The organism is Niabella insulisoli (genome assembly GCF_039652435.2).
GTDB lineage: Bacteria > Bacteroidota > Bacteroidia > Chitinophagales > Chitinophagaceae > Niabella > Niabella insulamsoli.
Genome location: NZ_CP190246.1, coordinates 4298180 through 4321707, shown reverse-complemented (window position 1 = coordinate 4321707; position 23528 = coordinate 4298180). Strand labels below are relative to the sequence as shown.

Annotated in this window: 24 protein-coding genes; 19 read left to right on the top strand and 5 right to left on the bottom strand. The window is 45.6% G+C overall.

Features of this window, described 5'->3' with window-relative positions; genetic code table 11:
* The first annotated feature begins 11 nt into the window (after nucleotides 1-11).
* Entirely contained in the window at nucleotides 12-338 is a 327-nt protein-coding gene (locus ABDK00_RS18430; protein WP_346237411.1) for a multidrug efflux SMR transporter, read from the top strand.
* 5 nt (nucleotides 339-343) lie between these two features.
* On the opposite strand, the gene ABDK00_RS18425 is transcribed toward ABDK00_RS18430, so the two are convergent.
* Both ABDK00_RS18425 and ABDK00_RS18420 read right to left on the bottom strand, forming a co-directional pair.
* Complete coding sequence (locus ABDK00_RS18425; protein WP_346238295.1) at nucleotides 344-1327, bottom strand: SDR family NAD(P)-dependent oxidoreductase; 984 nt, start codon at nucleotides 1325-1327, stop codon at nucleotides 344-346.
* 100 nt (nucleotides 1328-1427) lie between these two features.
* Complete coding sequence (locus ABDK00_RS18420; protein ID WP_346237410.1) at nucleotides 1428-2669, bottom strand: PQQ-dependent sugar dehydrogenase; 1242 nt, start codon at nucleotides 2667-2669, stop codon at nucleotides 1428-1430.
* A 166-nt stretch (nucleotides 2670-2835) separates the two neighbouring features.
* Between ABDK00_RS18420 and ABDK00_RS18415 the strand changes: the two genes are divergently transcribed.
* The 9 genes from ABDK00_RS18415 (at nucleotide 2836) to ABDK00_RS18375 (ending at nucleotide 11725) form a co-directional block, all read left to right on the top strand.
* Complete coding sequence (locus ABDK00_RS18415; RefSeq protein ID WP_346237409.1) at nucleotides 2836-3654, top strand: SCO family protein; 819 nt, start codon at nucleotides 2836-2838, stop codon at nucleotides 3652-3654.
* A complete protein-coding gene (locus tag ABDK00_RS18410) occupies nucleotides 3626-4165 on the top strand; it encodes a DUF420 domain-containing protein (protein ID WP_346237408.1) in 540 nt (179 codons plus the stop codon). The genes ABDK00_RS18415 and ABDK00_RS18410 overlap by 29 nt, the downstream gene beginning before the upstream one ends.
* Before the next feature lie 87 nt (nucleotides 4166-4252).
* On the top strand, nucleotides 4253-5563 hold the full coding sequence (gene murA / locus ABDK00_RS18405; RefSeq protein ID WP_346237407.1) for a UDP-N-acetylglucosamine 1-carboxyvinyltransferase: 1311 nt from the start codon (nucleotides 4253-4255) through the stop codon (nucleotides 5561-5563).
* 75 nt (nucleotides 5564-5638) lie between these two features.
* Nucleotides 5639-6526 carry a bestrophin family protein gene (locus tag ABDK00_RS18400; protein WP_346237406.1) on the top strand — a complete coding sequence of 296 codons (888 nt, stop codon included), beginning with the start codon at nucleotides 5639-5641 and terminating at the stop codon, nucleotides 6524-6526.
* Nucleotides 6527-6616: 90 nt separating this feature from the next.
* Nucleotides 6617-7192: a guanylate kinase gene (gmk, locus tag ABDK00_RS18395; RefSeq protein WP_346237405.1), complete on the top strand. Its 576-nt coding sequence runs from the start codon at nucleotides 6617-6619 to the stop codon at nucleotides 7190-7192.
* 143 nt (nucleotides 7193-7335) lie between these two features.
* The gene (locus ABDK00_RS18390) at nucleotides 7336-8586 is read left to right on the top strand and encodes a hemolysin family protein (RefSeq protein WP_346237404.1); all 1251 of its coding nucleotides are present in this window, start codon (nucleotides 7336-7338) and stop codon (nucleotides 8584-8586) included.
* 111 nt (nucleotides 8587-8697) lie between these two features.
* Entirely contained in the window at nucleotides 8698-9555 is an 858-nt protein-coding gene (gene tatC / locus ABDK00_RS18385; RefSeq protein ID WP_346237403.1) for a twin-arginine translocase subunit TatC, read from the top strand.
* Between the two features lie 11 nt (nucleotides 9556-9566).
* Complete coding sequence (gene rpiB / locus ABDK00_RS18380; RefSeq protein WP_346237402.1) at nucleotides 9567-10019, top strand: ribose 5-phosphate isomerase B; 453 nt, start codon at nucleotides 9567-9569, stop codon at nucleotides 10017-10019.
* Nucleotides 10020-10186: 167 nt separating this feature from the next.
* Entirely contained in the window at nucleotides 10187-11725 is a 1539-nt protein-coding gene (locus tag ABDK00_RS18375) for a M28 family peptidase (protein ID WP_346237401.1), read from the top strand.
* A gap of 108 nt (nucleotides 11726-11833) precedes the next feature.
* On the opposite strand, the gene ABDK00_RS18370 is transcribed toward ABDK00_RS18375, so the two are convergent.
* Nucleotides 11834-12763 (bottom strand): hypothetical protein, encoded by a 930-nt coding sequence (locus ABDK00_RS18370; RefSeq protein WP_346237400.1) that lies wholly within the window; start codon nucleotides 12761-12763, stop codon nucleotides 11834-11836.
* Nucleotides 12764-13194: 431 nt separating this feature from the next.
* Nucleotides 13195-14169: a deoxyhypusine synthase family protein gene (locus ABDK00_RS18365; RefSeq protein ID WP_346237399.1), complete on the bottom strand. Its 975-nt coding sequence runs from the start codon at nucleotides 14167-14169 to the stop codon at nucleotides 13195-13197.
* Between the two features lie 372 nt (nucleotides 14170-14541).
* On the opposite strand from ABDK00_RS18365, the gene ABDK00_RS18360 reads away from it, so the two are divergent.
* The 5 genes from ABDK00_RS18360 to ABDK00_RS18340 all read left to right on the top strand — a co-directional run bounded on the left by ABDK00_RS18360 (nucleotide 14542) and on the right by ABDK00_RS18340 (nucleotide 17995).
* The gene (locus ABDK00_RS18360; protein WP_346237398.1) at nucleotides 14542-15015 is read left to right on the top strand and encodes a nucleoside triphosphate pyrophosphohydrolase family protein; all 474 of its coding nucleotides are present in this window, start codon (nucleotides 14542-14544) and stop codon (nucleotides 15013-15015) included.
* An 83-nt stretch (nucleotides 15016-15098) separates the two neighbouring features.
* Complete coding sequence (locus ABDK00_RS18355) at nucleotides 15099-16031, top strand: alpha/beta hydrolase (RefSeq protein ID WP_346237397.1); 933 nt, start codon at nucleotides 15099-15101, stop codon at nucleotides 16029-16031.
* A 2-nt stretch (nucleotides 16032-16033) separates the two neighbouring features.
* Nucleotides 16034-16630, top strand: coding sequence for an ACP phosphodiesterase (locus ABDK00_RS18350; RefSeq protein ID WP_346237396.1), 597 nt, complete (start codon nucleotides 16034-16036; stop codon nucleotides 16628-16630).
* Nucleotides 16631-16764: 134 nt separating this feature from the next.
* Nucleotides 16765-17325 carry a DUF2911 domain-containing protein gene (locus tag ABDK00_RS18345; RefSeq protein ID WP_346237395.1) on the top strand — a complete coding sequence of 187 codons (561 nt, stop codon included), beginning with the start codon at nucleotides 16765-16767 and terminating at the stop codon, nucleotides 17323-17325.
* Nucleotides 17326-17344: 19 nt separating this feature from the next.
* Nucleotides 17345-17995 carry a DUF2911 domain-containing protein gene (locus tag ABDK00_RS18340; protein WP_346237394.1) on the top strand — a complete coding sequence of 217 codons (651 nt, stop codon included), beginning with the start codon at nucleotides 17345-17347 and terminating at the stop codon, nucleotides 17993-17995.
* A gap of 83 nt (nucleotides 17996-18078) precedes the next feature.
* Here the strand turns inward: ABDK00_RS18340 and ABDK00_RS18335 are convergent, their stop codons facing one another.
* The gene (locus ABDK00_RS18335) at nucleotides 18079-18528 is read right to left on the bottom strand and encodes a hypothetical protein (protein ID WP_346237393.1); all 450 of its coding nucleotides are present in this window, start codon (nucleotides 18526-18528) and stop codon (nucleotides 18079-18081) included.
* 619 nt (nucleotides 18529-19147) lie between these two features.
* On the opposite strand from ABDK00_RS18335, the gene ABDK00_RS18330 reads away from it, so the two are divergent.
* The 4 genes from ABDK00_RS18330 (at nucleotide 19148) to ABDK00_RS18315 (ending at nucleotide 23523) form a co-directional block, all read left to right on the top strand.
* Nucleotides 19148-20329, top strand: a complete 1182-nt coding sequence (locus ABDK00_RS18330; RefSeq protein ID WP_346238294.1) for a cystathionine gamma-synthase — start codon at nucleotides 19148-19150, stop codon at nucleotides 20327-20329.
* A 71-nt stretch (nucleotides 20330-20400) separates the two neighbouring features.
* Nucleotides 20401-21678 carry a Fic family protein gene (locus tag ABDK00_RS18325; RefSeq protein WP_346237392.1) on the top strand — a complete coding sequence of 426 codons (1278 nt, stop codon included), beginning with the start codon at nucleotides 20401-20403 and terminating at the stop codon, nucleotides 21676-21678.
* Nucleotides 21675-22745 carry a serine hydrolase domain-containing protein gene (locus ABDK00_RS18320; RefSeq protein ID WP_346237391.1) on the top strand — a complete coding sequence of 357 codons (1071 nt, stop codon included), beginning with the start codon at nucleotides 21675-21677 and terminating at the stop codon, nucleotides 22743-22745. The genes ABDK00_RS18325 and ABDK00_RS18320 overlap by 4 nt, the downstream gene beginning before the upstream one ends.
* Complete coding sequence (locus ABDK00_RS18315; protein ID WP_346237390.1) at nucleotides 22735-23523, top strand: TIGR02757 family protein; 789 nt, start codon at nucleotides 22735-22737, stop codon at nucleotides 23521-23523. The genes ABDK00_RS18320 and ABDK00_RS18315 overlap by 11 nt, the downstream gene beginning before the upstream one ends.
* Nucleotides 23524-23528: the final 5 nt, after the last annotated feature.

Genomic DNA, 23528 nt, shown 5'->3' with positions numbered 1-23528 from the left:
AAATTTAAAACATGAGTTGGTTGATGTTGATCGTTGCCGGGTTGTTTGAGGTAGCATTTGCCTTTTGCCTGGGAAAGGCCAAAGAAGCAACCGGGTCGGAAATGTATGCCTGGTATGCCGGTTTTTTAGTGGCGCTAACAATAAGTATGGTGCTGCTTGTAAAGGCCACCCAATCGCTTCCCATCGGAACGGCCTACGCTGTGTGGACGGGCATCGGGGCAGTCGGTACGGCTTTAATGGGCATGATTTTTTTCAAGGATCCGGCCAGTTTCTGGCGCATCTTTTTCATTTTTACTTTGATCGCTTCCATTATCGGACTAAAAGCGGTATCGCACTAAGGCCCTCAATCACCCTCAACCGAATATCGCGCACAGGCCCGCGCTATCGTTTGTTCAAGCGGTGTGTACTTAAAAGCTGGAAAAGCTTTCAGCAATTTGCTGTTATCAAACCGCGTGTGGCTGTTGGCAACTTTGGCGCTCTCCCTGGTGAGCAGTGGTTTTTTACCGGAAAAAAAAGATTTGAACTTTTCAAGGCGCCAGGCCAGTTCCGAAAGGAAAGGCGTTGCTTCTTTTGAAGGCCTCTTTTTATTGAAATGATCCGCCATCGTATCAAACAACCGGCGAAACGGCCAGTTATCATTGCAGATAATAAAACGCTCTTCGGTTATATCGCTTTGCGTTAATAAAACGGCTGCGCGCGCCAGGTCTTCCACGTCAACAAAGCCGTTCACGCCGTTGGTATACCATTTAAACTCTTTATAAGCATTTTTGAAAAGGCCGCTGCTGCCTTGATTCCAGTCGCCAAAGCCCAAAACTGTCGCGGGGTTCAGGATCACGCCTTCAAGGCCTTCCGCCATGCCGCGCCAAACTTCCAGCTCTGCTTTAAATTTGCTGATGGCATAATGCGTATTCAACCGGCTGTCTTCCCACTGCGCTTTTTCATTAACCGTGTTGCCGGACAGTTTCCTTCCGATGGCCGCCACAGAACTGATATAGACAATGCGTTTAACGCCCTGTTCTAAAGCTGCATTAACCACATTTTTAGTCCCTTCAATATTGACATGATACATTTTAGACCGCTCTTTTTTATGAAAAGAAACGATCGCAGCGCTGTGAATAATAATATCCGTTTCCTGCATCGCGCCTTCGAGCGACATGATGTCAAGAATATCACCATCCACCCATTCCACCTTTTGTAAAATATCAGGATCGATAAAACGCGGCAGCTTCGCGGTGCTGCGTTTTAGCGCTTTTACAGCAAAGCCCTGTTGTACCAGCTCGCTGATTATATAAGCGCCGACAAAGCCCGTGCCGCCCGTAACAAGTATTTTAGATGGACGATTGATGAGTTCTCAATTTCGGGCGAAAATACTCTTTTGTTTTGGGAACAGGCCGCCGTCTTGTAGCATGTTGATTTGTGAAGGTTTTTTATTTTTTGCCGATGCGGTATAACCGGCCATGGGCGCCATCACATACGGCGTATAAAGCGCCATCCTTACCCTGGGCAATATCTCTGAAACGCTGTTGTTGATCGGCCAGCAACCTTTCTTCGCCCACTACTTTGTTATTTTCAATTCTTAACCGCGCAATATGCGAACCGCTCAGGCAGCCGATAAAAAGATTATTTTTCCATTCGGGAATAAGATCGCCGCTGTAAAATGTCATGCCGCTGGGCGATACTACAGGATCCCAGTAATACACCGGCTGCTCTAAGCCGTCTTGTTGCGTCAATCCGTTATTGATAGAGTCGCCGCTATATTCAAGTCCATAAGTAATCGTGGGCCAGCCATAATTTTTTCCTGCCTGAATACGGTTGACTTCGTCGCCGCCCCGCGGGCCAAACTCGTTCTCCCACAAATCTCCAGTTTCGGGGTGGATCGCCAGCCCCTGCACGTTCCGGTGGCCGTAGCTATAATTTTCCTGCATAGCGCCTGCTGTTCCGGCAAAAGGGTTTCCTGCCACAGCTTTTCCTTCTTTAGTAATGTGAACGATCTTGCCGAGGCCTGTGCCCAGGTCTTGTGCCTTTGGCCTGGTTTCCAGGTTGGAGCGCTCGCCCGTACTTACAAACAGGTTGCCACCGCCATCAAAAACGATCCGGCCGCCATAATGAAGCGTGCCCGCAAAAGCCGGGGTAGCCCGATAAATAACCAACGGATTTTCTATGCTTTTTTCGTCCGCGGCCAGTTTTCCTTTCGCAACGGCCGTCAATGTTCCGCCACTAATATTTTCTGCAAAAACCCAATACACCATTCGGTTGCTGTTGAAATCGGGGTCAACCGTAAGGCCCAATAAGCCGCCCTGCCCGTTCGAATTCACTGCCGGAAGACCGATGATAGGGGCCGATAATTCACCGGCCGTAGTAGCAATGCGCATGGTGCCACCCTTTTCGGTGATCAGCAGCCGGCCATCAGGCAAAGCCGTAATTCCCCAGGGGTTTACCAGCGCTTCACTTATTACTTTTATATCCAGGGCTGTCGCCGTTTTCATGCCCGCAACGCGGGTTTGGCCTTCAAACGCCGGCTTATATTTGGTATTGGCCTCCTTGGTTTCTACAGGTGGGAGGTTGGGTAGCTCAGGGTCCGGCTCTTGGTTAGCAGAATCTCCGGGGCTACAGCTGTTACAACTAATTAACGCGGCAGCCGAAAAGGCGAGTAAAAATTTGGAGAGCATAATAAAAGGTTTTTTATTGGCTTAAAACTAAGAATTTAATACGGCATAGAAAGAAAAAAAAGAAATCATGCCTGCCTATCGCCATATTTCACGAATTTTGCCGAAATTTTTAAGAGCGCTCCGATTGCGGGCAAGCGTGGGTAATTTTTTAATTTAATTCAACGAGTTGAGCAAAAAAGGTCTATATGCTGTTTTAATGGCCTTGCTGCTGCCTTTGATTTGTTATTTGATCATCAGGCACTACAGCGACGAAGCCTTGTCGATGCCGGGGCATTATATCCCCGACAACGTTACAACCAGGTTGGAAAACGGCAAGCAGGTAGCCGACACCGTTTGGCATCAGGTTCCGGATTTTAATCTTGTGAACCAATTGGGCGACTCCGTCAAATTAAGCGACTACGAAGGAAAAATCATCATTGCCGATTTCTTTTTTACGCATTGTCCTACCATTTGCCCGGCACTAACAAGTAATATGAAAGCGGTGCAAACCGCCATTACAAACGCGCAGCGCGTGGGTGACAAAACCAACCACAATGTTCATTTTCTTTCTTTTTCGGTAGACCCCGAGCGGGATTCGGTGCCGCAGCTGAAAAAGTGGTCCGACCGGTTTCAGATCAACCCCGAACAATGGGATTTGTTGACCGGAACAAAAAAGGAAATTTATGACCTGGCCATTAATGATTTGAAACTTGCGCTCGTTGATGGAAAGGGTGTTGATACTTCTTTTATTCATACCGACCATTTTGTGTTGATCGACGGAAAGAGAAATATCAGGGGCTATTACCACGGTTTGGACTCGGCGGATATCAAAAGAATTTCGCGGGATGCTGTTTTGCTTACGCTCGAAAAAGACCGCAGCAAAAAAAGCGGACTGCCGGTTAAACTATTAGCTATAGTATTTTTGATAGCTGCGGTTGCCGTCGGCTTATTTATGATTTTATTTAAAAGAGGAAAAAATGTTGACACCGGCCTGGAAGAAAAATGATAAAAAGGCAAACTGGCTGATTTTTTCATTTTCGGTAATTGTATTTTTAGTCGTTGCGGCGCTGGGCCGCATAGAGCTTGATGTGGACCTGGGCTTTGACGTGCACATTTTTGCACTGATCAACGCGGTGATCAACTCAACGGTTGCTGTTTTATTGATTGCAGCCCTCGTTTTGGTGAAACGCGGCAAGTATCAGCTTCACAAAAAGCTCATGTTGTGGGCAATGGTTTTATCCATCCTTTTCCTCATCAGTTATATCTGCCATCATCTATTCGCCGGCGATACAAGGTTCGGCGGAACCGGCGGAATCAAAACCGTGTATTATATCATTTTATTTACACATATTCCCCTGGCGGGCATTATCCTTCCCTTTATTCTTTTCACTGCTTACCGCGGGCTGGTAGGCGAATTTGACCGCCACAGAAAAATTGCAAAAATCACCTGGCCGCTTTGGCTCTATGTGGCCATTACCGGTGTTTTGGTTTATGTGATGATCAGTCCATATTATTAAAGCGCAGCGCCAGGTTTTTTATATCGCCGCGCGGGAAGTTTTCGGTTTCGCTCCCTATCTTCGTTTGAACAAAACGGCATCCCACTCATGAGTGTATTTGAAGTAAATGGAGGTAAGAAATTACAAGGCACCATCGTTCCGCAAGGAGCAAAAAATGAAGCGCTGCAAATCATCAGCGCGGTACTGTTAACTCCCGAAGAAGTTACGATTAACAATATTCCCGATATTCTTGATGTAAACCTATTGATCGAGCTACTCGCAGAAATGAACGTAAAGGTCAATCGCATTAGCCGCAGTTCCTGCACTTTCAAGGCTGATGACGTTAACGTCGATTATTTGCACAGCGCTGATTTTAAAAAGAAAAGCGGCAGGTTGCGGGGCAGTGTAATGCTGGCTGGTGCTATGTTGGCGCGGTTCAAGAAAGCATTTATTCCCAAACCGGGCGGCGATAAAATAGGCCGCCGCCGGCTGGATACGCATGTTATCGGTTTTCAGAAATTAGGCTCTCAGTTAGACTACAATCAGGAAGACGGCTTTTTTCACCTGACGGCCGAAGCGTTGAAAGGCTGCTATATGCTGCTCGATGAGCCATCGGTAACCGGAACCGCTAATATTGTGATGGCGGCCACGATGGCGCAGGGAACAACTACTATTTATAACGCCGCCTGCGAACCCTACCTGCAGCAATTGTGCAAAATGCTGAATCGAATGGGCGCCAAAATAAGCGGCATCGGGAGTAATTTGCTGGTTATTGAAGGGGTCGGTTATTTAGGAGGAACAACACATGCCATGTTGCCCGATATGATCGAAGTAGGATCTTTTATTGGAATGGCTGCGATGACGCAGGGCGAAATAACGATTAAAAATGCCGGCCTGAACGACCTGGGCGTTATCCCCGAAAAGTTTAAACAACTGGGCATTGAAATGCAATTTAAAGGTGATGATATATTTATCCCTTCGCAGGAAAACTATACGATTCAAAAATATCTTGATGGCGGCGTTTTAACGATCTACGACCACCCATGGCCGGGTTTTACGCCCGACTTATTGAGCATCGTTTTGGTAACGGCCATCCAGGCTAAAGGCAGCGTGCTCATTCATCAAAAAATGTTTGAAAGCAGGCTGTTTTTTGTGGACAAGCTTATTGAAATGGGCGCGCAAATTATTTTATGCGATCCTCACCGCGCCGTAGTGATCGGCCTGGAAAGAAACCATAAGCTACGCGGCATCACCATGAGCAGCCCCGACATCCGTGCGGGCGTGTCATTGCTTATTGCTGCCCTTAGTGCGGAAGGAAAGAGCACCATTCAAAACATTGAGCAAATAGACAGAGGCTATCAACATATCGACACGCGCTTACAGGCGCTGGGGGCGGATATCAAGAGAAGAGACAGTTAGCATCTTGAAAATTGAGCGCGTAAATGGCGGATTGCTTTGGACAAATAAACGTGTAGACATTTTTCAACTTCACCCATGCGTTATTATAATACAAAAGACTGGCTGACCGTTTTATTAAAAGTTACCAAAGCAGATGTGTTGCGCAAGCTTTGGTGGATCTTACTCGTTATTGCCATCTATGCCGCAGTCATCGCTTATCTCGAGCTGGGCTACTGGAAGCTATCTGATAAGAGCGTGCTTAAAAACCTGCCCATTATGCATTCATTGCTGGGCTTTGCCATTTCGCTGGTGCTGGTGTTTCGCACCAATACAGCCTACGACCGGTGGTGGGAAGGCCGCAAACTATGGGGCGCCCTGGTTAATAATTCGCGCAACCTCGCACTGAAACTTTCTGTGGTTTTGCGGGAAGACCAGACCGAAGAGCGGCTGTTTTTCCGTAAGATTATTCCCGGTTACGCATTAGCGCTGCATCAGCACCTTTTAAAAGAGCGCACGCGCGTTATGCTGTTTGATGAAAATGAACAAACCAAAAAAATTATATCTGCGATTGATACAGAAAAGCATGTGCCGAACCAGGTAGCGGGTCTTATTTACGAGCATGTAAAAAAACTCTACCGCGACGGGTCGATCAGCGGTGAAGTACTTTTATTCCTTAATGCAGAACTGCAATCTTTTACGGATATCTGCGGCGCCTGCGAACGCATTAAAAACACGCCGATCCCTTCGTCGTATGGGGTTTTCATCAAGCGTTTTGTCTTAATTTATTTGCTGACCCTGCCCTGGGGTTATGTGTTTCAATTAGGGTATTGGGTAGTGCCTGTAGTAGTCTTCATCACTTATGTGCTGGCGAGCCTTGAATTGATTGCAGAGGAAATTGAAGATCCGTTCGGAGGCGATGAAAACGATCTGCCTACTCAAAAAATGTCTGATAATATTCGAAAAAGCATCGAAGAAATTCTATAAAAAATAAGGCGCGCATCGATTTAGGCCTTGTTGGGCGAATGTTGAGCGGTTCAAATTTTTTACTCCCGTCACAAATGCCGTAATTTGTGTATGGCTTCCCAAAACAAAAAGATCATCATTATAACGGCTCCGTCCGGTGCCGGAAAAACATCCATTACCAGGTACCTGTTAGAGCGGTTTCCCCAGTTGGCTTTTTCTATTTCTGCGGCCACGCGCGCGCCCAGGGCCAACGAGGTGGATGGAAAAGATTATTATTTTTTGAAGCTTAAGGACTTTCAGGAAAAAATCCGAAATAACGAATTTGTTGAATGGGAAATGGTGTATGAAGGAAAATATTACGGCACTTTGAAATCGGAACTCGACCGTTTGTGGAAAGAAAAGAAATTTCCCCTGTTGGATATCGATGTGAAAGGCGCCATCCACGTTCAACAACAATTTCCTCAAAGCGCGCTTTCCATTTTTATTGAACCGCCATCTGTGCGCGAGCTGGCGCGGCGGTTGGCCAGTCGTGGCACAGAAACCGAAGAAAGCCTGCAAACGCGCGTCAATAAAGCCGAATATGAAATGTCATTTAGCCACCACTTCGATCATATTGTTGTAAATGACGATTTGCAGGAAGCCTGCGAAGAAGCCGAAAAACTAATCGCCGCTTTCCTGAAAAAATAAGGCGGGTGGCTGGCTAACTTTTTTTGTTAAGAGCTTCCGCAAGCTCAGTACCGAAGTAGAAAAATCTGGGGCGCTCCCTGGAAGATTCGCTTTAACGCTTATTTTATATACAAATTTCAAATCGCGCTTTGTATCTTTAGTATATGGATCCAACTCTCATTGCATGGTCGGCATCATTGTTATTTATGATGTTTTTCGCCGGAATGGAAATGGCTTTCTACGGCGCCAGCAGATTGAATATCGAATTAAAAAGAAAGCAGGACACGGCCACCGGCCACCGGCTTGGAAAATTTATTGACGCGCCCGCGGTTTTTATTGGGGTAGCTATTACCGGTTATGTTATCGCACTGACCATCTTTGTTTTACTTACTGCTGAAGTAGCCGGCCCGTTTTGGAGAAATAATTCCAGCATCACATCCCGGGGCGTCCAGATCTTTTTCGAAATATTATTTAACGTGCTGGTGGTGTTGATTTTTGCAGAATTTTTACCACGCGCGCTATTCAGGTCCAAAAGTAATTCGCTTTTGAGCGGATTTTCACTGATCTACAGTTTTTTCTTTTGGCTGTTCTCGCCTTTTGTCAACGGCCTTTTCCTGCTATCCAATTGGATTTTACGTTATGTTTTTAATGTAAGAATCGACAAAAACAAATCGCCACTGAGTAAAAATGAACTTCGGTTTGTGTTTTCAGATGGCATTAAAGACAACCTGAAGGCAGATACAAGTACACAACTACTCGAAAACGCCCAGGAACTGCCCAATATCAAGATCAGGCAATCGATGGTGCCGCGAAAGGAGGTGATCGGCGTCGATGTAAAAATCTCGATGAGCGATTTACTTCAAAAATTTATTGATACGAAAAGAACGCGCATCATCGTGTACGAAGATTCGATCGATAACATATTGGGGTATGTGCATCAACTCGATCTTTTTAAAAAACCCGATGATATCCGTAGCATTTTGATCAGCATCCTTGCTGTGCCGCAGAGCATGAACGCGGTTGATTTGATATACAAGTTTAGCAGCGAGGCGAAAAGTATTGCCTGGGTAGTAGATGAATTTGGCGGCACCGCCGGTATCATCACCATGGAAGATGTGCTGGAAGAGCTTTTTGGCGAAATCTGGGACGAATACGACACCGAAAAATTTGTGGAAAAGCAAATCGCGGAGGGGGAATATATTTTCTCGGGCCGGCTCGAGCTCGATTATATCGAAAAAAAATATGCCCTGGATTTTGAAGGCCACGATACCGAAACGCTTTCTGGTTATATCATCAATCACCACGAAACGATTCCCGCTCAAAAGGATCGCATTATTATCGGCGACTACGAATTTGATGTGCTGGGTGTGACCCACACGCGGATCGAAATGGTGAAACTCAGGAAGTTAAAATAGCGGTTTTTATACTACCGACGCATAGCCATTCCCTTTGATATCTCAAAAAATCTCAACTCCCAATCCAAAATCAGCAATTAAAACGCATCTTTGCGTACTTATTTTACGTACATGGCTATAATGGATTTTTTTAAGAAGCGAAATCAGGGCAGCGAAGATGAAATGTCATTTATCGACCATCTCGAAGTATTGCGCTGGCATCTGATACGTTCAGTTATTGCAATTGTTGTCTCGGCTATAATCGTCTTTATTTTTACAGATTTTTTTGTTGATGATATCGTTTTTGGGCCCACCAGAACCGATTTTGTTTCTGCCAAATGGATGTGCGAACTGGGGCAATCTGTTGGTGTGGGAGAATCTCTATGTTTCAAAGAAGTTACAACGCAGTTTATCGAAACGACAATGACCGGCCAGTTTATAGCCAATTTTACGGTGGCCTTTATCGGCGGTTTCGTCTTAGCCTTCCCTTATATCTTTTGGGAAATCTGGCGTTTTGTAAAGCCGGCGTTATCTGAAAAAGAAGGGCGGCAGGCGAGCGGCATTATTTTTTGGGTTTCCTTATTATTTTTTATCGGTGTTGCCTTCGGCTATTTTATACTGATGCCGCTAATGGTGCAATTTTATTTTAATTACAAGCTTAGTGACAAAATCACCGTAATGCCCACTTTTTCCGACTACCTGGAAAACCTGACTTATACTACGGTCGGCGTCGGACTTCTTTTTCAATTACCCCTTTTAATATTATTATTGGCAAAAGCAGGAATCGTAACCGCCGCCATTCTTCGAAAGTTTAGGCGTCATGCTTTTGTTGTAATTTTGATAGCAGCCGCTATTATAACACCCACGACGGATCCTTTCAGTTTGGCCGTGGTGGCAGCGCCGCTCTATTTGTTGTTTGAAGTCAGCATAGCGCTGGCTGCTAAAGGAGAAAGGAAAAGTAAGGAAGCGCAGCCGGAAGAATGGAGTTAAAAACCATCATTATGGAAGCAATATTTGATCTCAAAAAGCCCATCGCCATTGCGAGCGACCATGCGGGTTTTGAAATGAAAGAATTTGTTATTTCATTTATCGAAGGAAAAGGCCTATCCTTTAAAGACTTTGGGCCAAAAACAGCCGATGCCGTCGATTATCCCGATTTTGCGCATCCATTAGCGTCGGCGCTCGAATCGGGTGCATACGCTTTCGGCATTTTGCTTTGTGGAAGTGGTAACGGGGTGGCCATTACAGCTAATAAACACCAACATATTCGGGCGGCGCTTTGCTGGGATGATGAAATTGCCGAACTCGCACGTAAACATAATAATGCCAATGTGTTGTGCATTCCCGCCCGCTTCGTAGCTGAGGACACAGCAGAAGAAATGGTTGAGGTTTTCATCAACACCGCTTTTGAAGGCGGCCGTCACGCCAATCGCGTCGATAAAATTTCATGCTGATTTATTTAGTCCCGCAGCCGGGTTCTTGATGCGCCGGGCAGCCCCTGCTAAAAAATTCGGCGTATGCCGGATCGCACGGCATATAATTCCTCTTATACAATTTTGATGAGCGGTAGCGGCTTTTCCCTTACTGTTATATACATTTACAGCTTAAAAAGATATTTTATATGAGAAGAAATTTTATTTTATTTATAAGCCTCTTTGCGGCTACTTCGGCAATGTATGCGCAAAAGATGCCCAACCCGGAACCTTTTGCTAAAACCATCACCACGAATGATTTGCAGCAACACCTCAACATCATTGCCGGGGCCGAAATGGAGGGCAGAAACACGCCTTCCCCAGGCCTTGAAAAGGCGGCGCAATACATAGAAACCCGATTCAAGTCGTTCGGATTGAAACCGGGGAACAACGGCAGTTTCCGCCAATACTACGATCTTGAGAAAGACAGCGCATCGGCGCTATCGTTGAAAATGGGCGACTGGGATTTTAAACCCTGGACCGATTTTGCACCCTGGTTATCTATGCCGCAAAGCGTGGATCTTCATTTTTCCGAATATGTTTTTGTGGGATACGGTATTGTGGATGAAAACCGCGATGACTATGCTTCAGAAGACGTAAAGGGTAAACTCGTGATTATGTTGAACGGTGCGCCCGAAGGTTTCAAGACCGATAAACCCCGCCGCCAGTCCCCGGCTTTCGCCACTAATAAAATTGCAAATGCTAAGAAAAAGGGCGCTGCAGCGGTTTTCCTCATTGTGGACATGCTTCCTTCTCAGCAAATGTTGAATAATGCTTACCGGCCCAAACCCAAAGCTGCGAGCGTTGAAGAGCAGGACGCCCTTCCCGCCTTTTTGATCAACGATAATGTGGTATCGAAAAGCGGGTATAGCGTAGCGGAAATAAAAAAAGCACTGGACGAGGACGCGGGCCAACCCACTTCTAGAACCATCGATGTGGCTATGAATTACAGTTCGGGGAAAAAAATCGCAACAGTTAGCAATGTAATTGGCGTGGTAGAAGGCTCGGATAAAAAAGAAGAATACCTTTTTGTGACGGCCCACTATGATCATATTGGTGTGGAGCCTGATGGCCGCATCAACTATGGCGCCGACGACGACGGGTCGGGAACTGTTGCTGTTATTGAAATGGCAGAAGCATTCGCAAAAGCAAAAAAAGAAGGTAAAGGCCCCCGCCGCACGGTTGTTTTTATGACCGTATCGGGCGAGGAAAAAGGGCTTTGGGGTTCGGAATATTATTCGGAAAACCCGGTATTTCCGCTGGATAAAACAACAGCAGACCTTAATATTGACATGATTGGCCGGATCGACACAGAGCGCATGAGCGCAGACACACAAAATTACGTTTATGTCATTGGTCACAATAAGTTGAGTTCAGATTTGCCTGTCATCAACGAAGGCATGAATGATAAATACACCCAACTGGTGTTGGATTATAAATTTGATGACCCTGCCGATCCCAACAGAATTTATTATCGCAGCGACCACTACAATTTTGCAAGGAAAGGCGTTCCGATTTTATTCTTTTATGATGGAATGTTAAAGGCCGATTATCACCAGCCAACAGATACGGTTGATAAGATCAATTTCCCCTTGTTGCAGAAAAGGGCGCAAATGATTTTTTACACAGCATGGGAAATGGCAAACAGAAATGATATGCTGAAACGCGATTTAAAGTTGACGCAATAAAAATAAAAGGTTAACTTACGCATGGTCATTTTTTCGGACTTTGGAAAAAGATCAAAAAAACCGAAACGCATCATAAAAAAGGGGCGCATTTGCGTCCCTTTTATCGTATCATTTTGAAGCAGTTGCTTTATATTTTTTGAGCTCCTTTTTGCTCATTTCTTTGGTGATTAATTCTTCGTTTAGCAGTGCAGTATGCTCCGACATGTTTTCAAGCGCAGCGCATTGCTTACCGGCCGTCGTGAATTTAGGGCTGACACTCCGGTAAAGGCTCGTTTGGGTGGAAAGCGTTTGTTTTTTCTGCCCATCAAAATCGATCGAAGCGAGATAATAAATGTGAATGCTGATACCAAAAAGCTTTTTTGAAGACCTGATATTTGACCCGAGCAAAGTTCCCGGAAAAACCGCGTCGCCCACTTTCACCGCGACAGACCCCTTCTCGAAACCTCTGTATATCGCGAGTGTTCCATCTTCGTGTTCTATTATAACACGGTTTTTCCGGGTCGTAAATTCAACATCTACAGGGTCGTCAAAGGTATCCGCAGTTTCCACGACAACACCTTTGCGAATGGCGTTCACCGGTTGTTGTTGAGTCGTATAAAAAAAATAGCTTTTCCAGTCAGCCGGCTTTTCCGCACCGAAATACCGCTGCGGCGCAAAACCGGCTTCCACAACGGTGCACTTTACACCGTTGTTGTAGGGAAGTACATAGCAAAAGTCTTTATGAACGCGGGGTTCGAGCTTTCCTCTGATATAAGTGTAGCGATAGCTATAGCCAATACTCTTGTCTTTATCGGTTGGCTTTAGCGAAATCAAACGTCCGGATACACCTGAAATGCTGTGCATCGCCAATGGTTTGCTCGTATTGGTATAATCAGAAAAGTTAAGCACAACGGTATAATAGCCGGGATCCGTTTTTCGGTAAGATATGTCCACCGATCGGTCGGGCCGGGTTTCTGAACTAAGTTCAATTGTTTTGGTTTGCGCTTGAGCCGCGAAAAGGCATAGCAACAGCGCCACGGAGAAGGTTAGCATTTTCATGTATGTATGTTTTGTTGTTTTTGACAGTCAGAGGGAAATTCGCCTAAAAAATATGATAGTTTCGGTGTTTATATTACTCAATAATTTTTTCGGTCGTTTTCTTCTTAGCCGAGTCTCACCATTGATCTTGTGAGCTGGCCGTGGACTCGGTATTCTGCATCGACTTTAACCTACGCAGGGACCCTTTCAGGAGACGCGGCTGATAAGGAAAAGTATTATCGTTTCGGCATTTATATATTACCCGATAATTTTTACGGTCATTTTCTTCTCAGCCGAGTCTCACCATCGATCTTGTGAGCTGGCCCTGGACTCGGATTTTAGAATGAACTTTACCTATGCCGAGTTCCATTCAGGAGGGCGGCTAATAAGAAATCAAGCATAAACAGGCGCGGTTTAAAAAATTTTATCGCGCCTGTTTGTGCTATAAAATATTACCATCCTAAAATCCAGGCGAACATTAGCGGGGCGACAATCGTCGCATCGCTTTCCACGATAAACTTAGGCGTATGAATGTCTAACTTGCCCCAGGTTATTTTTTCGTTGGGAACAGCGCCGCTATAAGAACCATAAGAAGTGGTGCTGTCGCTGATCTGGCAGAAATAACTCCAGAAAGGAACATCATGCCACTCCAGATCCTGGTACATCATCGGTACCACACAGATAGGAAAATCCCCCGCGATACCGCCGCCGATTTGAAAAAATCCAACCCCTTTGCCTGATGAATTATTGCGGTACCATTCGGTAAGCCACACCATATATTCGATGCCGCTTTTCACGGTCGAGGCCTGCAACTCTCCTTTTATTACATAGCTGGCAAAAATATTTCCTGTCGTACTGTCTTCCCAGCCCGGACAAACAATGGGCAGGTTTTTTTCTGCTGCCGCAACGATCCAGCTGTCTTTAGGATCAATTTCATAATATTGCTGCAACTCTCCGCTTAAAACGGTTTTATACAAAAACTCATGCGGGAAATAACGCTCGCCTTTCGCTTCGGCATCTTTCCATTGTTTTACCAGGTGTTGCTGTAACCGGCGAAACGCCTCTTCTTCAGGAATACAGGTATCGGTCACCCGGTTATAATGATGCTCCAACAAATCCCATTCTTCCTGGGGCGTCAAATCGCGATAATTAGGAACCCTTTTATAATGAGAGTGTGCAACGAGGTTCATCACATCTTCTTCAAGGTTGGCGCCCGTGCAGCTGATGATATGCACTTTATCCTGACGGATCATTTCCGCCAGCGAAATTCCCAATTCTGCGGTGCTCATGGCGCCGGCAAGTGTCACCATCATCTTGCCCCCTTCCAGCAAATGGGTTTCATAACCTTTTGCCGCGTCCATTAAGGCTGCCGCATTGAAATGGCGGTAATGATGTTGAATAAAATTAGAAACAGGTCCTTTGTTCATAATAAAAATTTTTACCGCCTTCGGATCGCAAAAGGGCGAGACAATGCGGATTGCAAAAGTAAAGGTTTGCCTCAACGTTGCCATGCGATCGCGTGTGAAAAACGAGGATGAAACCTACAGTATAAAATTTTCATTTTTATCGCATAGGGGCATTAAAATTTGATACCGGAGAAGTTCCACTCAACCCAAAAAAGCATAAAAAATTAACAAATAAAAAGGAGTGAGATTGTACGTATTTTTAAGCGCCTGCTTAATTTGTCCGGTTGAATTTTTTATAGGGTAATTTTGAGCGAAACAGGGCAAATTTTTGCCGACCCGGGAATTTAGTTAGAAAAATTTAGACAGACATTAAAAATAAAACTGAGCAAACAAATGAACGATCCGAAAAGTCTGACCGCCGTAGCGGCCTTCCACAAAACCTTTCAACATCCCGTGCTGGACGCTCCGGCGATCCCATCTGAAGCGCGTTGCAAATTGCGCATCTCGCTTATTGCAGAAGAATTAAAGGAATTAGAGCAGGCTGTTGCCGACAATAATATAGTGGAAGTCGCCGACGCGCTTTGTGATATCCAATACGTGCTGGCGGGTGCAGTGTTGGAATTTGGACTAAAAGATAAATTTTCTGAACTCTTTGATGAAGTGCAACGTTCTAATATGAGCAAAGCTTGTAAAACAAAAGAAGAGGCAGAAGCTACCATGAAATATTTTCTTGAAAAAGACGGTACAGAAAGCTATTACAAGGAAGCCGACGGCTTATTCCTGGTGTTTAGAAAAGAAGATGGAAAAACGCTTAAATCAATTAATTATGCGCCGGCAGACTTGAAAGGTATTCTGGAAAAGGAATAATAAAGAGCGCGTAAAAAAAGGAAGTGCGGAAAAAGCCAAACCTGTCCGCCTTCGGGCTAACAGAAGTATAAAAAACGACACACATGAAAAAACTACTATATATCGCGCTGGGGTTATGGGCAATGACGGCACAAGCGCAAACCGAAGAACCGAAAACGCTGGAAACGCCAACAGGAACGCTTTACGGCAGTTTGATCGTTCCCGAAAATGCGGCGCAGTTCGATCTTGTGGTTTTGCAGCCCGGCTCGGGCCCCACCGACCGGAAAGGAAACAATCCGCTGGGTGTCAGCGCTGCCAGTTACTGGATGCTGGCCCAGGCGCTTGCAAAAAAGAATATTGCAACGCTGCTCATCGATAAGCGGGGGATTGGTGCGAGCAAAGCGGCGGGCGCCGACGAATCGAAACTTGTTTTTGACGATTATATCAATGACCTGGCTGCCTGGGCGGTTCTTATGAAGCAGGATAAAAGGGTAAAAAAATTGGTGCTTGCGGGCCATAGCGAAGGGTCGTTGATCGCAATGCGGGCCGCACAAAAAGAAAAGGCCGACAAATATATTTCTATTTCCGGCCCGGCTAAGCCCATCGACGAAATTATCGGCCTGCAGCTGCGGCAACAAGCGCCAGCCTTAGCGCCGGCGGCCGACAGTTTGTTGGGCAGGCTGAAACGTGGCGAAGCAATAGATTCTGTTCCGCCGTTGCTATATACACTTTTCGGGCCCAGCATTCAGCCTTACATGAGGTCGTGGATCAAGAGCAACCCCTGCGAAGAGATCAAAAAATTAAACATCCCGATTTTGATTCTACAGGGCAGCAACGACTATCAGGTGCAGGAAAATGAAGCTGTTTTGTTGCACGCCTGTAACCCTAAAGCGGCGATAAAGATTATCCCCGAAATGAATCATATATTGAAAAAATCTCCCAAAGATATGGCCGGCAACAGGGCCACTTATATCAATCCTTCGCTTCCGATTGATGAGGAACTGGTAGCAGCTGTTGCGGCGTTTGTAAAAAAATAAAAATGAATTATCTCGCTCATGCGTATCTTTCTTACGGGCACAACGAAATTTTGCTGGGTAATATGATCAGCGATTTCGTGAAAGGAAAGGAGCAATATTCCTTTCCTGAAGAAGTGCATAAAGGGATTTTATTGCATCGGGCCATTGATGAGTTTACCGACAACCACCCCGTGACCAAAGAGGCGAAGGAAGTGTTTCGCCCCGCCTACCGTTTGTATAGCGGCGCTTTTATCGACGTGGCCTTTGATCATTTTTTAAGCAGTGACGAATATATTTTTCCCAACGACACGCTTTTCGATTTTTCAATAAATACTTACGAAAAACTGGAGCCCCAGTCGGCCCTGATGCCGCATCGCTTCCGGCATATGTTTTTTTATATGAAACTGGAAAACTGGTTATTCGGCTACCGGACCCGGCAAGGCATTTATCAAAGTTTTGGAGGATTGGTTAAAAGAGCCAGATATTTGCACGATGCAAGGCCCGCGATAAAAATTTTCGACGAGCATTATAATTTTTTACAAAACTGCTTCAAACGTTTTTGGGTGGAACTTGAGGCTTTCGCTTCGCATAAATTTAAACAATTAACAGCGGGGATATAATTTTGTAAAATACCCTACAAAAAGAAAACAGAGGAAATGTTCATGATAAAATTTTCATTTTTATCACACCGGGGAATGAAAATTTTATACCTGATAATTTCGGGTCAACTCATAAAACCTAAAAAAATACACGGATGAAGTCGTTTTTATTTATTTCCTGCTTTATGTTTTTAAGCGTTAGTTTTTCAAACGCTCAAAAGTGGGCGCCGGTCGATCAGTCACCGCTCGACCAGATTTATTTTCCGGCAAATTATCCCTCGTTAAAAGTGAAAGGCACTAAAGAGCCGCTTAGAATGCGCATAATTTATAGCCGCCCCAATAAAAACAACAGGCCCATATTTGGCTCTCAAATTGTGCCTTATGGAAAAGTGTGGCGGTTGGGTGCCAACGAGGCGACCGAGTTGGAATTATTTACCGATGCAAGGGTCGGCGGAAAGAAAGTTGAAGCCGGCCGTTACACATTGTATGCGCTGGTGAACGAAAAGAGCTGGACCTTTATTGTCAATAAAGAAACGGATACCTGGGGCGCGTTCAAATATGATCCGGCTAAAGATGTGTGCCGTGTTACAGCGGCTGTTGAATCATTAGACCAGGCTTTGGAGGCGCTGACCATCAATTTACAAAAAACAGATAAAGGCGTTAACCTGGTGGCCGGATGGGACCAGGTGGCCGCTACTTTACCCATTTCTTTTTAAAAAACCCCTGAAAGATCTCATGAGCGTATTTTATAAGGCTTTATTTGGAGTGGCTTTGATGCTGGTGTTATTGCCAGGTTGTAAGGAAAAGAACAATGCAACGCCGCCGCCGGCCAGGGACAGTGTTGCTACTGAAATTCCTGATCAGGCCCAGCAAATAATCGAAGACAATAATTTGTATGCGGATGTGGATCTTTCGCCGATGGATATGAGTTACTTTCCCGCCAAATATCCTCAGCATAAAATTTCTGATCCGCAGGCGCCACCGCCGGTAATGCGCGTTATCTACAGCCGGCCTCATTTGCAGGGCAGGCGGCTGTTTGAAGACATTTTAAAGTATGGGCAAACCTGGCGCTTAGGCGCCAACGAGGCCACGGAGCTCAATGTTTTCAGGCCGGTATCGATCGGCGGAAAGAAAATTCCGGTGGGTCGTTATAGCCTTTACGCTATTCCCAATGCGGGCTATTGGACAATTGCTATCAACAGCGATCTGGACCTTTGGGGATTAAAACAAGATGCAACGAAAGATATCATACGCGTTAAAGCGGCGGTAACCTATTATAATCCTGTGATGGAATATTTCACCATGGTATTTGAACCCACCGAAACCGGCGCCAACCTGATGATGGCCTGGGACGACGTGCTGGCAAAACTGCCTATTAAAATTTAAACACCCTTTTCGTTGTGCTGCGAAAAAAAGGGAAGAGATAAGACTACCCCCTCCGTTGTTTTACATGAGAAAAAGTTCGAGGCCTATTTGTCGCCTCTTTTAAATTTCTTTACCAGCTGGCTTTCACCATAACTGTTGGCATTGATATGGATGTAATTTTTTTCATCTTTTAATACCACCCTGTAATTGACCCCGTTGCGGTTCGACACTTCAGTAACACCGAATACATCTTTTCCCTGATAAGTTTTTTTGATGTGATACAACACATTGGAGGGCAGTTGATCTTCTTTAAAGTACCGGATCGTTTGAACCAGGTTTCCTTTTGCATCCAGCGTGGCGCGTGTTCTGATGTCATCCAAAATAAAATGAGCCTCGAAATAATTACCGGCATTGCTCCAGCTAACGTTCCCGGCATCTTTAAAAATCTGGGTGAACGTTTTCATTACCTTTTCATTGGTGGGATCAACTGTGCCGGCGAAGGCTGTGCCTGATAAGGTTAAAATAAGTGCGGCAGAAAGAATTAAGCTTTTCATTGTATTAATTTTTAAATATTTAGAAGTTTGTTTTATGTTTCGTTATTTGTTTTACAAACATACATGCACAAGTGGCCTGCGGTCAATATCAAACTGGTCGATGCTACGCGGAAAACCGGTGAGCGGTTGATTTCGGGCTGTAAAAAGCAAAGGGCTTGTTTACCATCATCCACACGGCCGGTTAACCGATCGATCCGCGATAAAGATATCATGCGGCGGGCCGCCAAGTCAAGCGAAAAATGACTAACGGCATCAGCTTCAATGTTAAAAGCGTTTAAACATCGACAAGCTGTATGTCACATCAATAGAAGGTAAAAATTCGGTTTAAATGGCAAAATGCATTACCGGGGGAGTATCGATTTTTTAAAATTTAGGGATAAGCGGTGGAAGAAAGCGCTAAAAGGCCTGCGGCTAACATGTTTATATGTAAGCCGTTAGTAAGCGTAGCGCAGGTTGCCGTTTTGAATTTAAAAACCGAACCCTCCCGATTGCGGAAATAAAAGCCCCATTGTTTTAGAAAAAACGGGCGAAATTGTTTACCTTATTTTTACGTTGGTGAACCTACCGCAGCAACGCAGTTCCGGCCCAACGCTAAGCGGTCATCCAATGAACTTTCTGTCTGCCGCAGGCAAATACCATTAAAAACAAAAAAAAGAAACAGATGAAACTTAATACAAAAATTATCCACGGCGGCGTTTCGCCCGACCCGTCGACCGGCGCTATTATGACGCCCATTTTTCAAACGTCTACTTATGTGCAAACAGGTCCCAATGAGCACAAAGGCTATGATTATTCGCGGGCCGGTAATCCTACGCGAACGGCCCTCGAAAGTTCTTTGGCGGTTTTAGAAAATGGCCAACATGGACTTGCCTTTAGCAGTGGCGTGGCAGCCACGGACGCCGTCATGCGACTATTGAAACCGGGCGACGAGGTTATTGCTTCGAATGATATGTATGGGGGCACTTATCGGCTATTTTCAAAAATATGGGCCGATTTTGGTGTGAAATTTACCTATGCGAACACAGCCGACATCAACAGCCTTGAAAACCTGATTTCTGCAAACACCAAAATGTTTTGGGTAGAAACGCCCACCAACCCATTATTAAACATTACTGATATCGAAGCGGTGGCCAACCTGGCGAAAAAAGCAAACGCTCTTTTGGTGGTTGATAACACTTTCGCATCGCCATATCTTCAGAACCCGTTGAACCTGGGCGCGGATATCGTCATGCATTCGGCCACCAAATATTTGGGCGGCCATAGCGACGTAATCATGGGCGCTTTAATGACTAACAGCGACGACCTGAAAGAAAAGTTATTTTTTATTCAGAAAAGCAGCGGGGCGGTGCCAGGTCCTTTTGATTGTTTTTTGGTGTTGCGCGGCATTAAAACCCTTCATGTGCGCATGCAGCGCCACTGCGAAAACGGAAGTGCGGTAGCGCGGTTCCTGGCCGATCATCCGAAAGTGAAAAATGTGTACTGGCCGGGTTTTGAAAATGCCGCAGGACACGCGGTGGCCAAAAGGCAAATGCGGGATTTTGGCGGCATGATCAGTTTTGAGCTGAAAGATGATGATGTGGAAGCTGCGGTCAAAGTGCTGAAGAGCACAAAAATTATAGCGCTTGCCGAAAGCCTCGGCGGCGTAGAGTCGCTGATCAACCATCCGGCGACCATGACGCATGCCTCTGTGCCTCGCGAAGAGCGGCTCAAAAACGGCCTCACCGACTCGCTGATGCGGCTGAGCATTGGTATAGAAGATGTGTCCGATTTAATTGATGATTTGAAGCAAGCCATTGGCTAATCACCTGCCTTTTCCTGTTTTTTATTTTAAAACCAACTAATTTTATATTTATTTGCCAATAAAGTTGATGAATGGAAGAGCTTTTAGATGATCCAAAATCTGCTGCTGCTTTAGAAAAGCTGATTTATAGCCTTAACAACAATTATGTCCATTGGGATAAATTTAAGGATATGCATCTCGATGTCGGGGGCGACCGGCTCGCCATTTGGCAGCGTGCCGTCTCGGAAAGGGCGCAGGTTTCGGGGCGCAGCCTTTCTTTTCCCGGACTTGAAATGAGCTGGTGGCTCAGCAATAGTGTAGAATCGCAATTGCATAAACTCGATATAGCCCTCGCTGGCGGCCGTGGCATGGAGGCCTGGCTCGAAGGCAAATACGCCCACCGGCATAAAACGGCGGCTTTGCTCGACGAAACTATAGCCTCGGCGCAGTTGGCCGGCGCGGCCGTAAGCAAAAAAGCGGCAAAGGAAATGCTTCTAAAAAAACGCATTCCGCAAAATACCAACGAGCAGCTCTGCATTAACATTTTTAAGACCTTACAGGCCGGCAGCGCAGAGGCTGGCGCGCCGCTTACCGAATCGTCGCTCCTCCAATTGCACCAGTCGCTTACAAAAGATACCATCCGGCTAAAAGCGATTGGAAGCTATCGGACCAACCAGAAAATAGACAACTCGGCGCTGGATCTTTCTTATGGCTATAAGCCCAAAGCACCCAGGGAAATTCCGCATTTGATGTCGCTGGTTTTTGAGCTGTATAATAATGACGCCGAGCCTTTTTTTATCCACCCGATTGTGAAGGCGGCGCTTATTCATTACCTGGTGGTCACCATCCGGCCTTTTAAAGATGGGAATGGGCGCATGGCCCGCTTGCTGGCGCAGCTATATCTGCTAAAAAAAGATTACTGGCTCATGTCTTATCTTTCGGTTTCCAATGTGATAGCGAAATTCAAACCGCAGTACCACAAAGTCCTCGCGCAATCGCAGTCCGACGCGAACAACCCCGGCTATTTTATTCATTTTTATATCCAATCGCTTCAAATGGCCTATCAATCGCTGAAAAGCCTGGTGGCCCGGCTTTCGAAAGAGCGCGTTGAAAAAAATGAGAATCGCCTGCCGGGCTTTAATGAACGCCAGACAGCTGTGTTGCAGTGGGTAAAAGAAGACGCTTCAAAAATGGTTACCATCCGCGAGCTGCGCTCGGTGTATGGCGTTTCAAAAGAAACAGCCAGAACAGATTTGGCGGCGCTGGTGGAAAAAGGTGCGTTGCAGTTTTATCATATTAATAAAAAGACCTACGCTTTTGTAAAAGGCGACGGCTTTGAGCATATTATTAACACGGCAAGCCAATCATGAAAAGTGTTTTTTTATCAATAGCCCTATTTGCTTGTTCTTTTGTAAAAGCACAAACCGAGTGGCAGGCTATCGAAAAATTTATCCAGTCTGCGGGCGACAGTTTGATCAGTCACCATAAAATTCCAGGCCTTGCGGTAGGGTTGGTTTACAAAGGGACAACGCATTTCTATGATTTCGGCTATGCCGACCCTGAAACAAAAAAACGCTTTACAAAAACCACCATTTTTGAAGCAGGAAGCATCACAAAGACTTTTACGGCGTTTATAGTGGAGTCGGTATTGCGGGAACAGCGGGTTGCAGACACCACTTCGGTCGAACGTTTTCTGCCGGATAGCGTTCGAACCAATGCTTTGCTGCATCAAATCACGTTTAAAAACCTGCTCAACCACAGCTCGGGATTACCAAGGCTTCCGGCCAACCTTCAGCTTGGCCCCGATCCGTATAAAAATTACACCACCGACAGTTTGTTTCGTTATTTGATGCACGCGAAACCAAAGCCAGCCGGTCATTACGAATACTCTAACCTGGGCGCCGGCCTGGCCGGTGTTTTAGCGGAACGCATGACCGGTAAAAGTTTTGATCAGTTGTTGCGACATTATATTTATGAGCCATTTCGGATGGAAGATGCCGCCGCCAATAAGCGATATCCGGTAAGCCAGGGCTATCAACTGGGAAAGGTTGATTTTTGGACCTTTGACGCTTTGTTTCCTGCTGGCGGGCTTCGAGCCAATGCCCAACAAATGCTGCGCTATTTAAGCGTGATGGCGCAACCGGAAACTGGCGATCAAAACGCGATCATAGAACATCTGCTGCAACCCACGCTTTTGATCAATGAGAAAGTACAAGTAGGGTTGGGCTGGCATCTTTTAAGGGCTCATAAAAATGCGCCGGTCATTTACTGGCACAATGGGGGTACTTTTGGGTTTTCCACTTTTGCCGCTTTTCTGAAAGGTCGGCAAAAAGCCGTGATCGTGGTGGTTAACCAATATAGCCAAAATGCGCTGGCAGATCAATTGGGAATAGCAATTATGAGAAAGATAAGCGAAACTAAGGGCGATGATGAATGAAAGCCTGAAGATTTTTTTGGACAAAAAGGCGCACCAATATGAGCGGCCGGATTTTATTGCGGACGACCCCATCAGCGTTCCGCATCGCTTTGTATTAAAGCAGGATATTGAAATTGCCGGATTCTTTGCTGCCGTGTTAGCGTGGGGCAACCGAAAAAGTATCATCAACTCCTGCAACCGCTTGTTATCGTGGATGCAGGGAGCGCCGCATGATTTTATTATGCATTTCGAAGAAAAAGACCTGCAGCCGTTTTTGACGTTCAAACACCGGACGTTTAACGCAACAGACCTTTTTCATTTCTTTGATTTTTTAAAATTTCATTATAAGACCAATAAGCAGCCCTCTCTCGAAACCGCTTTTTCTAACCATTTGCAGCCCGCCGACCCGACGATTGAAAACGCGTTAACGGGCTTTTACAACGCTTTTTTTGATGAACAGATTTTTGAAGACTTCCCTAAGCGGACAAGAAAGCATATTGCAACGCCCTTTAAAAAATCCGCTTGCAAACGCCTGAATATGTTTTTGCGGTGGATGGTGAGAAGCAGCGTGAAAGGCGTGGACTTTGGTTTATGGAAGCAAATAAAACCATCGCAGCTGGTATGCCCGCTCGATTTACATGTAGCGCGCGTCGCCAAACATTTTGGGCTGTTGCAGCGGCCCAATAACGACTGGATCGCAGCTGTTGAATTAACCAATCACCTGAAGGAACTCGATGCAAACGATCCGGTAAAGTATGATTTCGCCTTGTTTGGGCTCGGCGTGGTGGAAAAATTTTGACAGCG

Bases quoted from the DNA above. Each gene is read 5' to 3' on its own strand.
- ABDK00_RS18400 (WP_346237406.1), top strand. From the start codon at position 5,639: ATGCGTTATTATAATACAAAAGACTGGCTGACCGTTTTATTAAAAGTT.
- ABDK00_RS18410 (WP_346237408.1), top strand. From the start codon at position 3,626: ATGTTGACACCGGCCTGGAAGAAAAATGATAAAAAGGCAAACTGGCTG.
- ABDK00_RS18335 (WP_346237393.1), bottom strand. From the start codon at position 18,528: ATGAAAAGCTTAATTCTTTCTGCCGCACTTATTTTAACCTTATCAGGC.
- ABDK00_RS18420 (WP_346237410.1), bottom strand. From the start codon at position 2,669: ATGCTCTCCAAATTTTTACTCGCCTTTTCGGCTGCCGCGTTAATTAGT.
- ABDK00_RS18320 (WP_346237391.1), top strand. From the start codon at position 21,675: ATGAAAAGTGTTTTTTTATCAATAGCCCTATTTGCTTGTTCTTTTGTA.
- ABDK00_RS18315 (WP_346237390.1), top strand. From the start codon at position 22,735: ATGATGAATGAAAGCCTGAAGATTTTTTTGGACAAAAAGGCGCACCAA.
- ABDK00_RS18360 (WP_346237398.1), top strand. From the start codon at position 14,542: ATGAACGATCCGAAAAGTCTGACCGCCGTAGCGGCCTTCCACAAAACC.
- ABDK00_RS18350 (WP_346237396.1), top strand. From the start codon at position 16,034: ATGAATTATCTCGCTCATGCGTATCTTTCTTACGGGCACAACGAAATT.
- ABDK00_RS18375 (WP_346237401.1), top strand. From the start codon at position 10,187: ATGAGAAGAAATTTTATTTTATTTATAAGCCTCTTTGCGGCTACTTCG.
- gmk (WP_346237405.1), top strand. From the start codon at position 6,617: ATGGCTTCCCAAAACAAAAAGATCATCATTATAACGGCTCCGTCCGGT.
- rpiB (WP_346237402.1), top strand. From the start codon at position 9,567: ATGGAAGCAATATTTGATCTCAAAAAGCCCATCGCCATTGCGAGCGAC.
- ABDK00_RS18345 (WP_346237395.1), top strand. From the start codon at position 16,765: ATGAAGTCGTTTTTATTTATTTCCTGCTTTATGTTTTTAAGCGTTAGT.
- ABDK00_RS18390 (WP_346237404.1), top strand. From the start codon at position 7,336: ATGGATCCAACTCTCATTGCATGGTCGGCATCATTGTTATTTATGATG.
- ABDK00_RS18365 (WP_346237399.1), bottom strand. From the start codon at position 14,169: ATGAACAAAGGACCTGTTTCTAATTTTATTCAACATCATTACCGCCAT.
- ABDK00_RS18355 (WP_346237397.1), top strand. From the start codon at position 15,099: ATGAAAAAACTACTATATATCGCGCTGGGGTTATGGGCAATGACGGCA.
- ABDK00_RS18325 (WP_346237392.1), top strand. From the start codon at position 20,401: ATGGAAGAGCTTTTAGATGATCCAAAATCTGCTGCTGCTTTAGAAAAG.
- tatC (WP_346237403.1), top strand. From the start codon at position 8,698: ATGGCTATAATGGATTTTTTTAAGAAGCGAAATCAGGGCAGCGAAGAT.
- ABDK00_RS18370 (WP_346237400.1), bottom strand. From the start codon at position 12,763: ATGAAAATGCTAACCTTCTCCGTGGCGCTGTTGCTATGCCTTTTCGCG.
- murA (WP_346237407.1), top strand. From the start codon at position 4,253: ATGAGTGTATTTGAAGTAAATGGAGGTAAGAAATTACAAGGCACCATC.
- ABDK00_RS18430 (WP_346237411.1), top strand. From the start codon at position 12: ATGAGTTGGTTGATGTTGATCGTTGCCGGGTTGTTTGAGGTAGCATTT.
- ABDK00_RS18340 (WP_346237394.1), top strand. From the start codon at position 17,345: ATGAGCGTATTTTATAAGGCTTTATTTGGAGTGGCTTTGATGCTGGTG.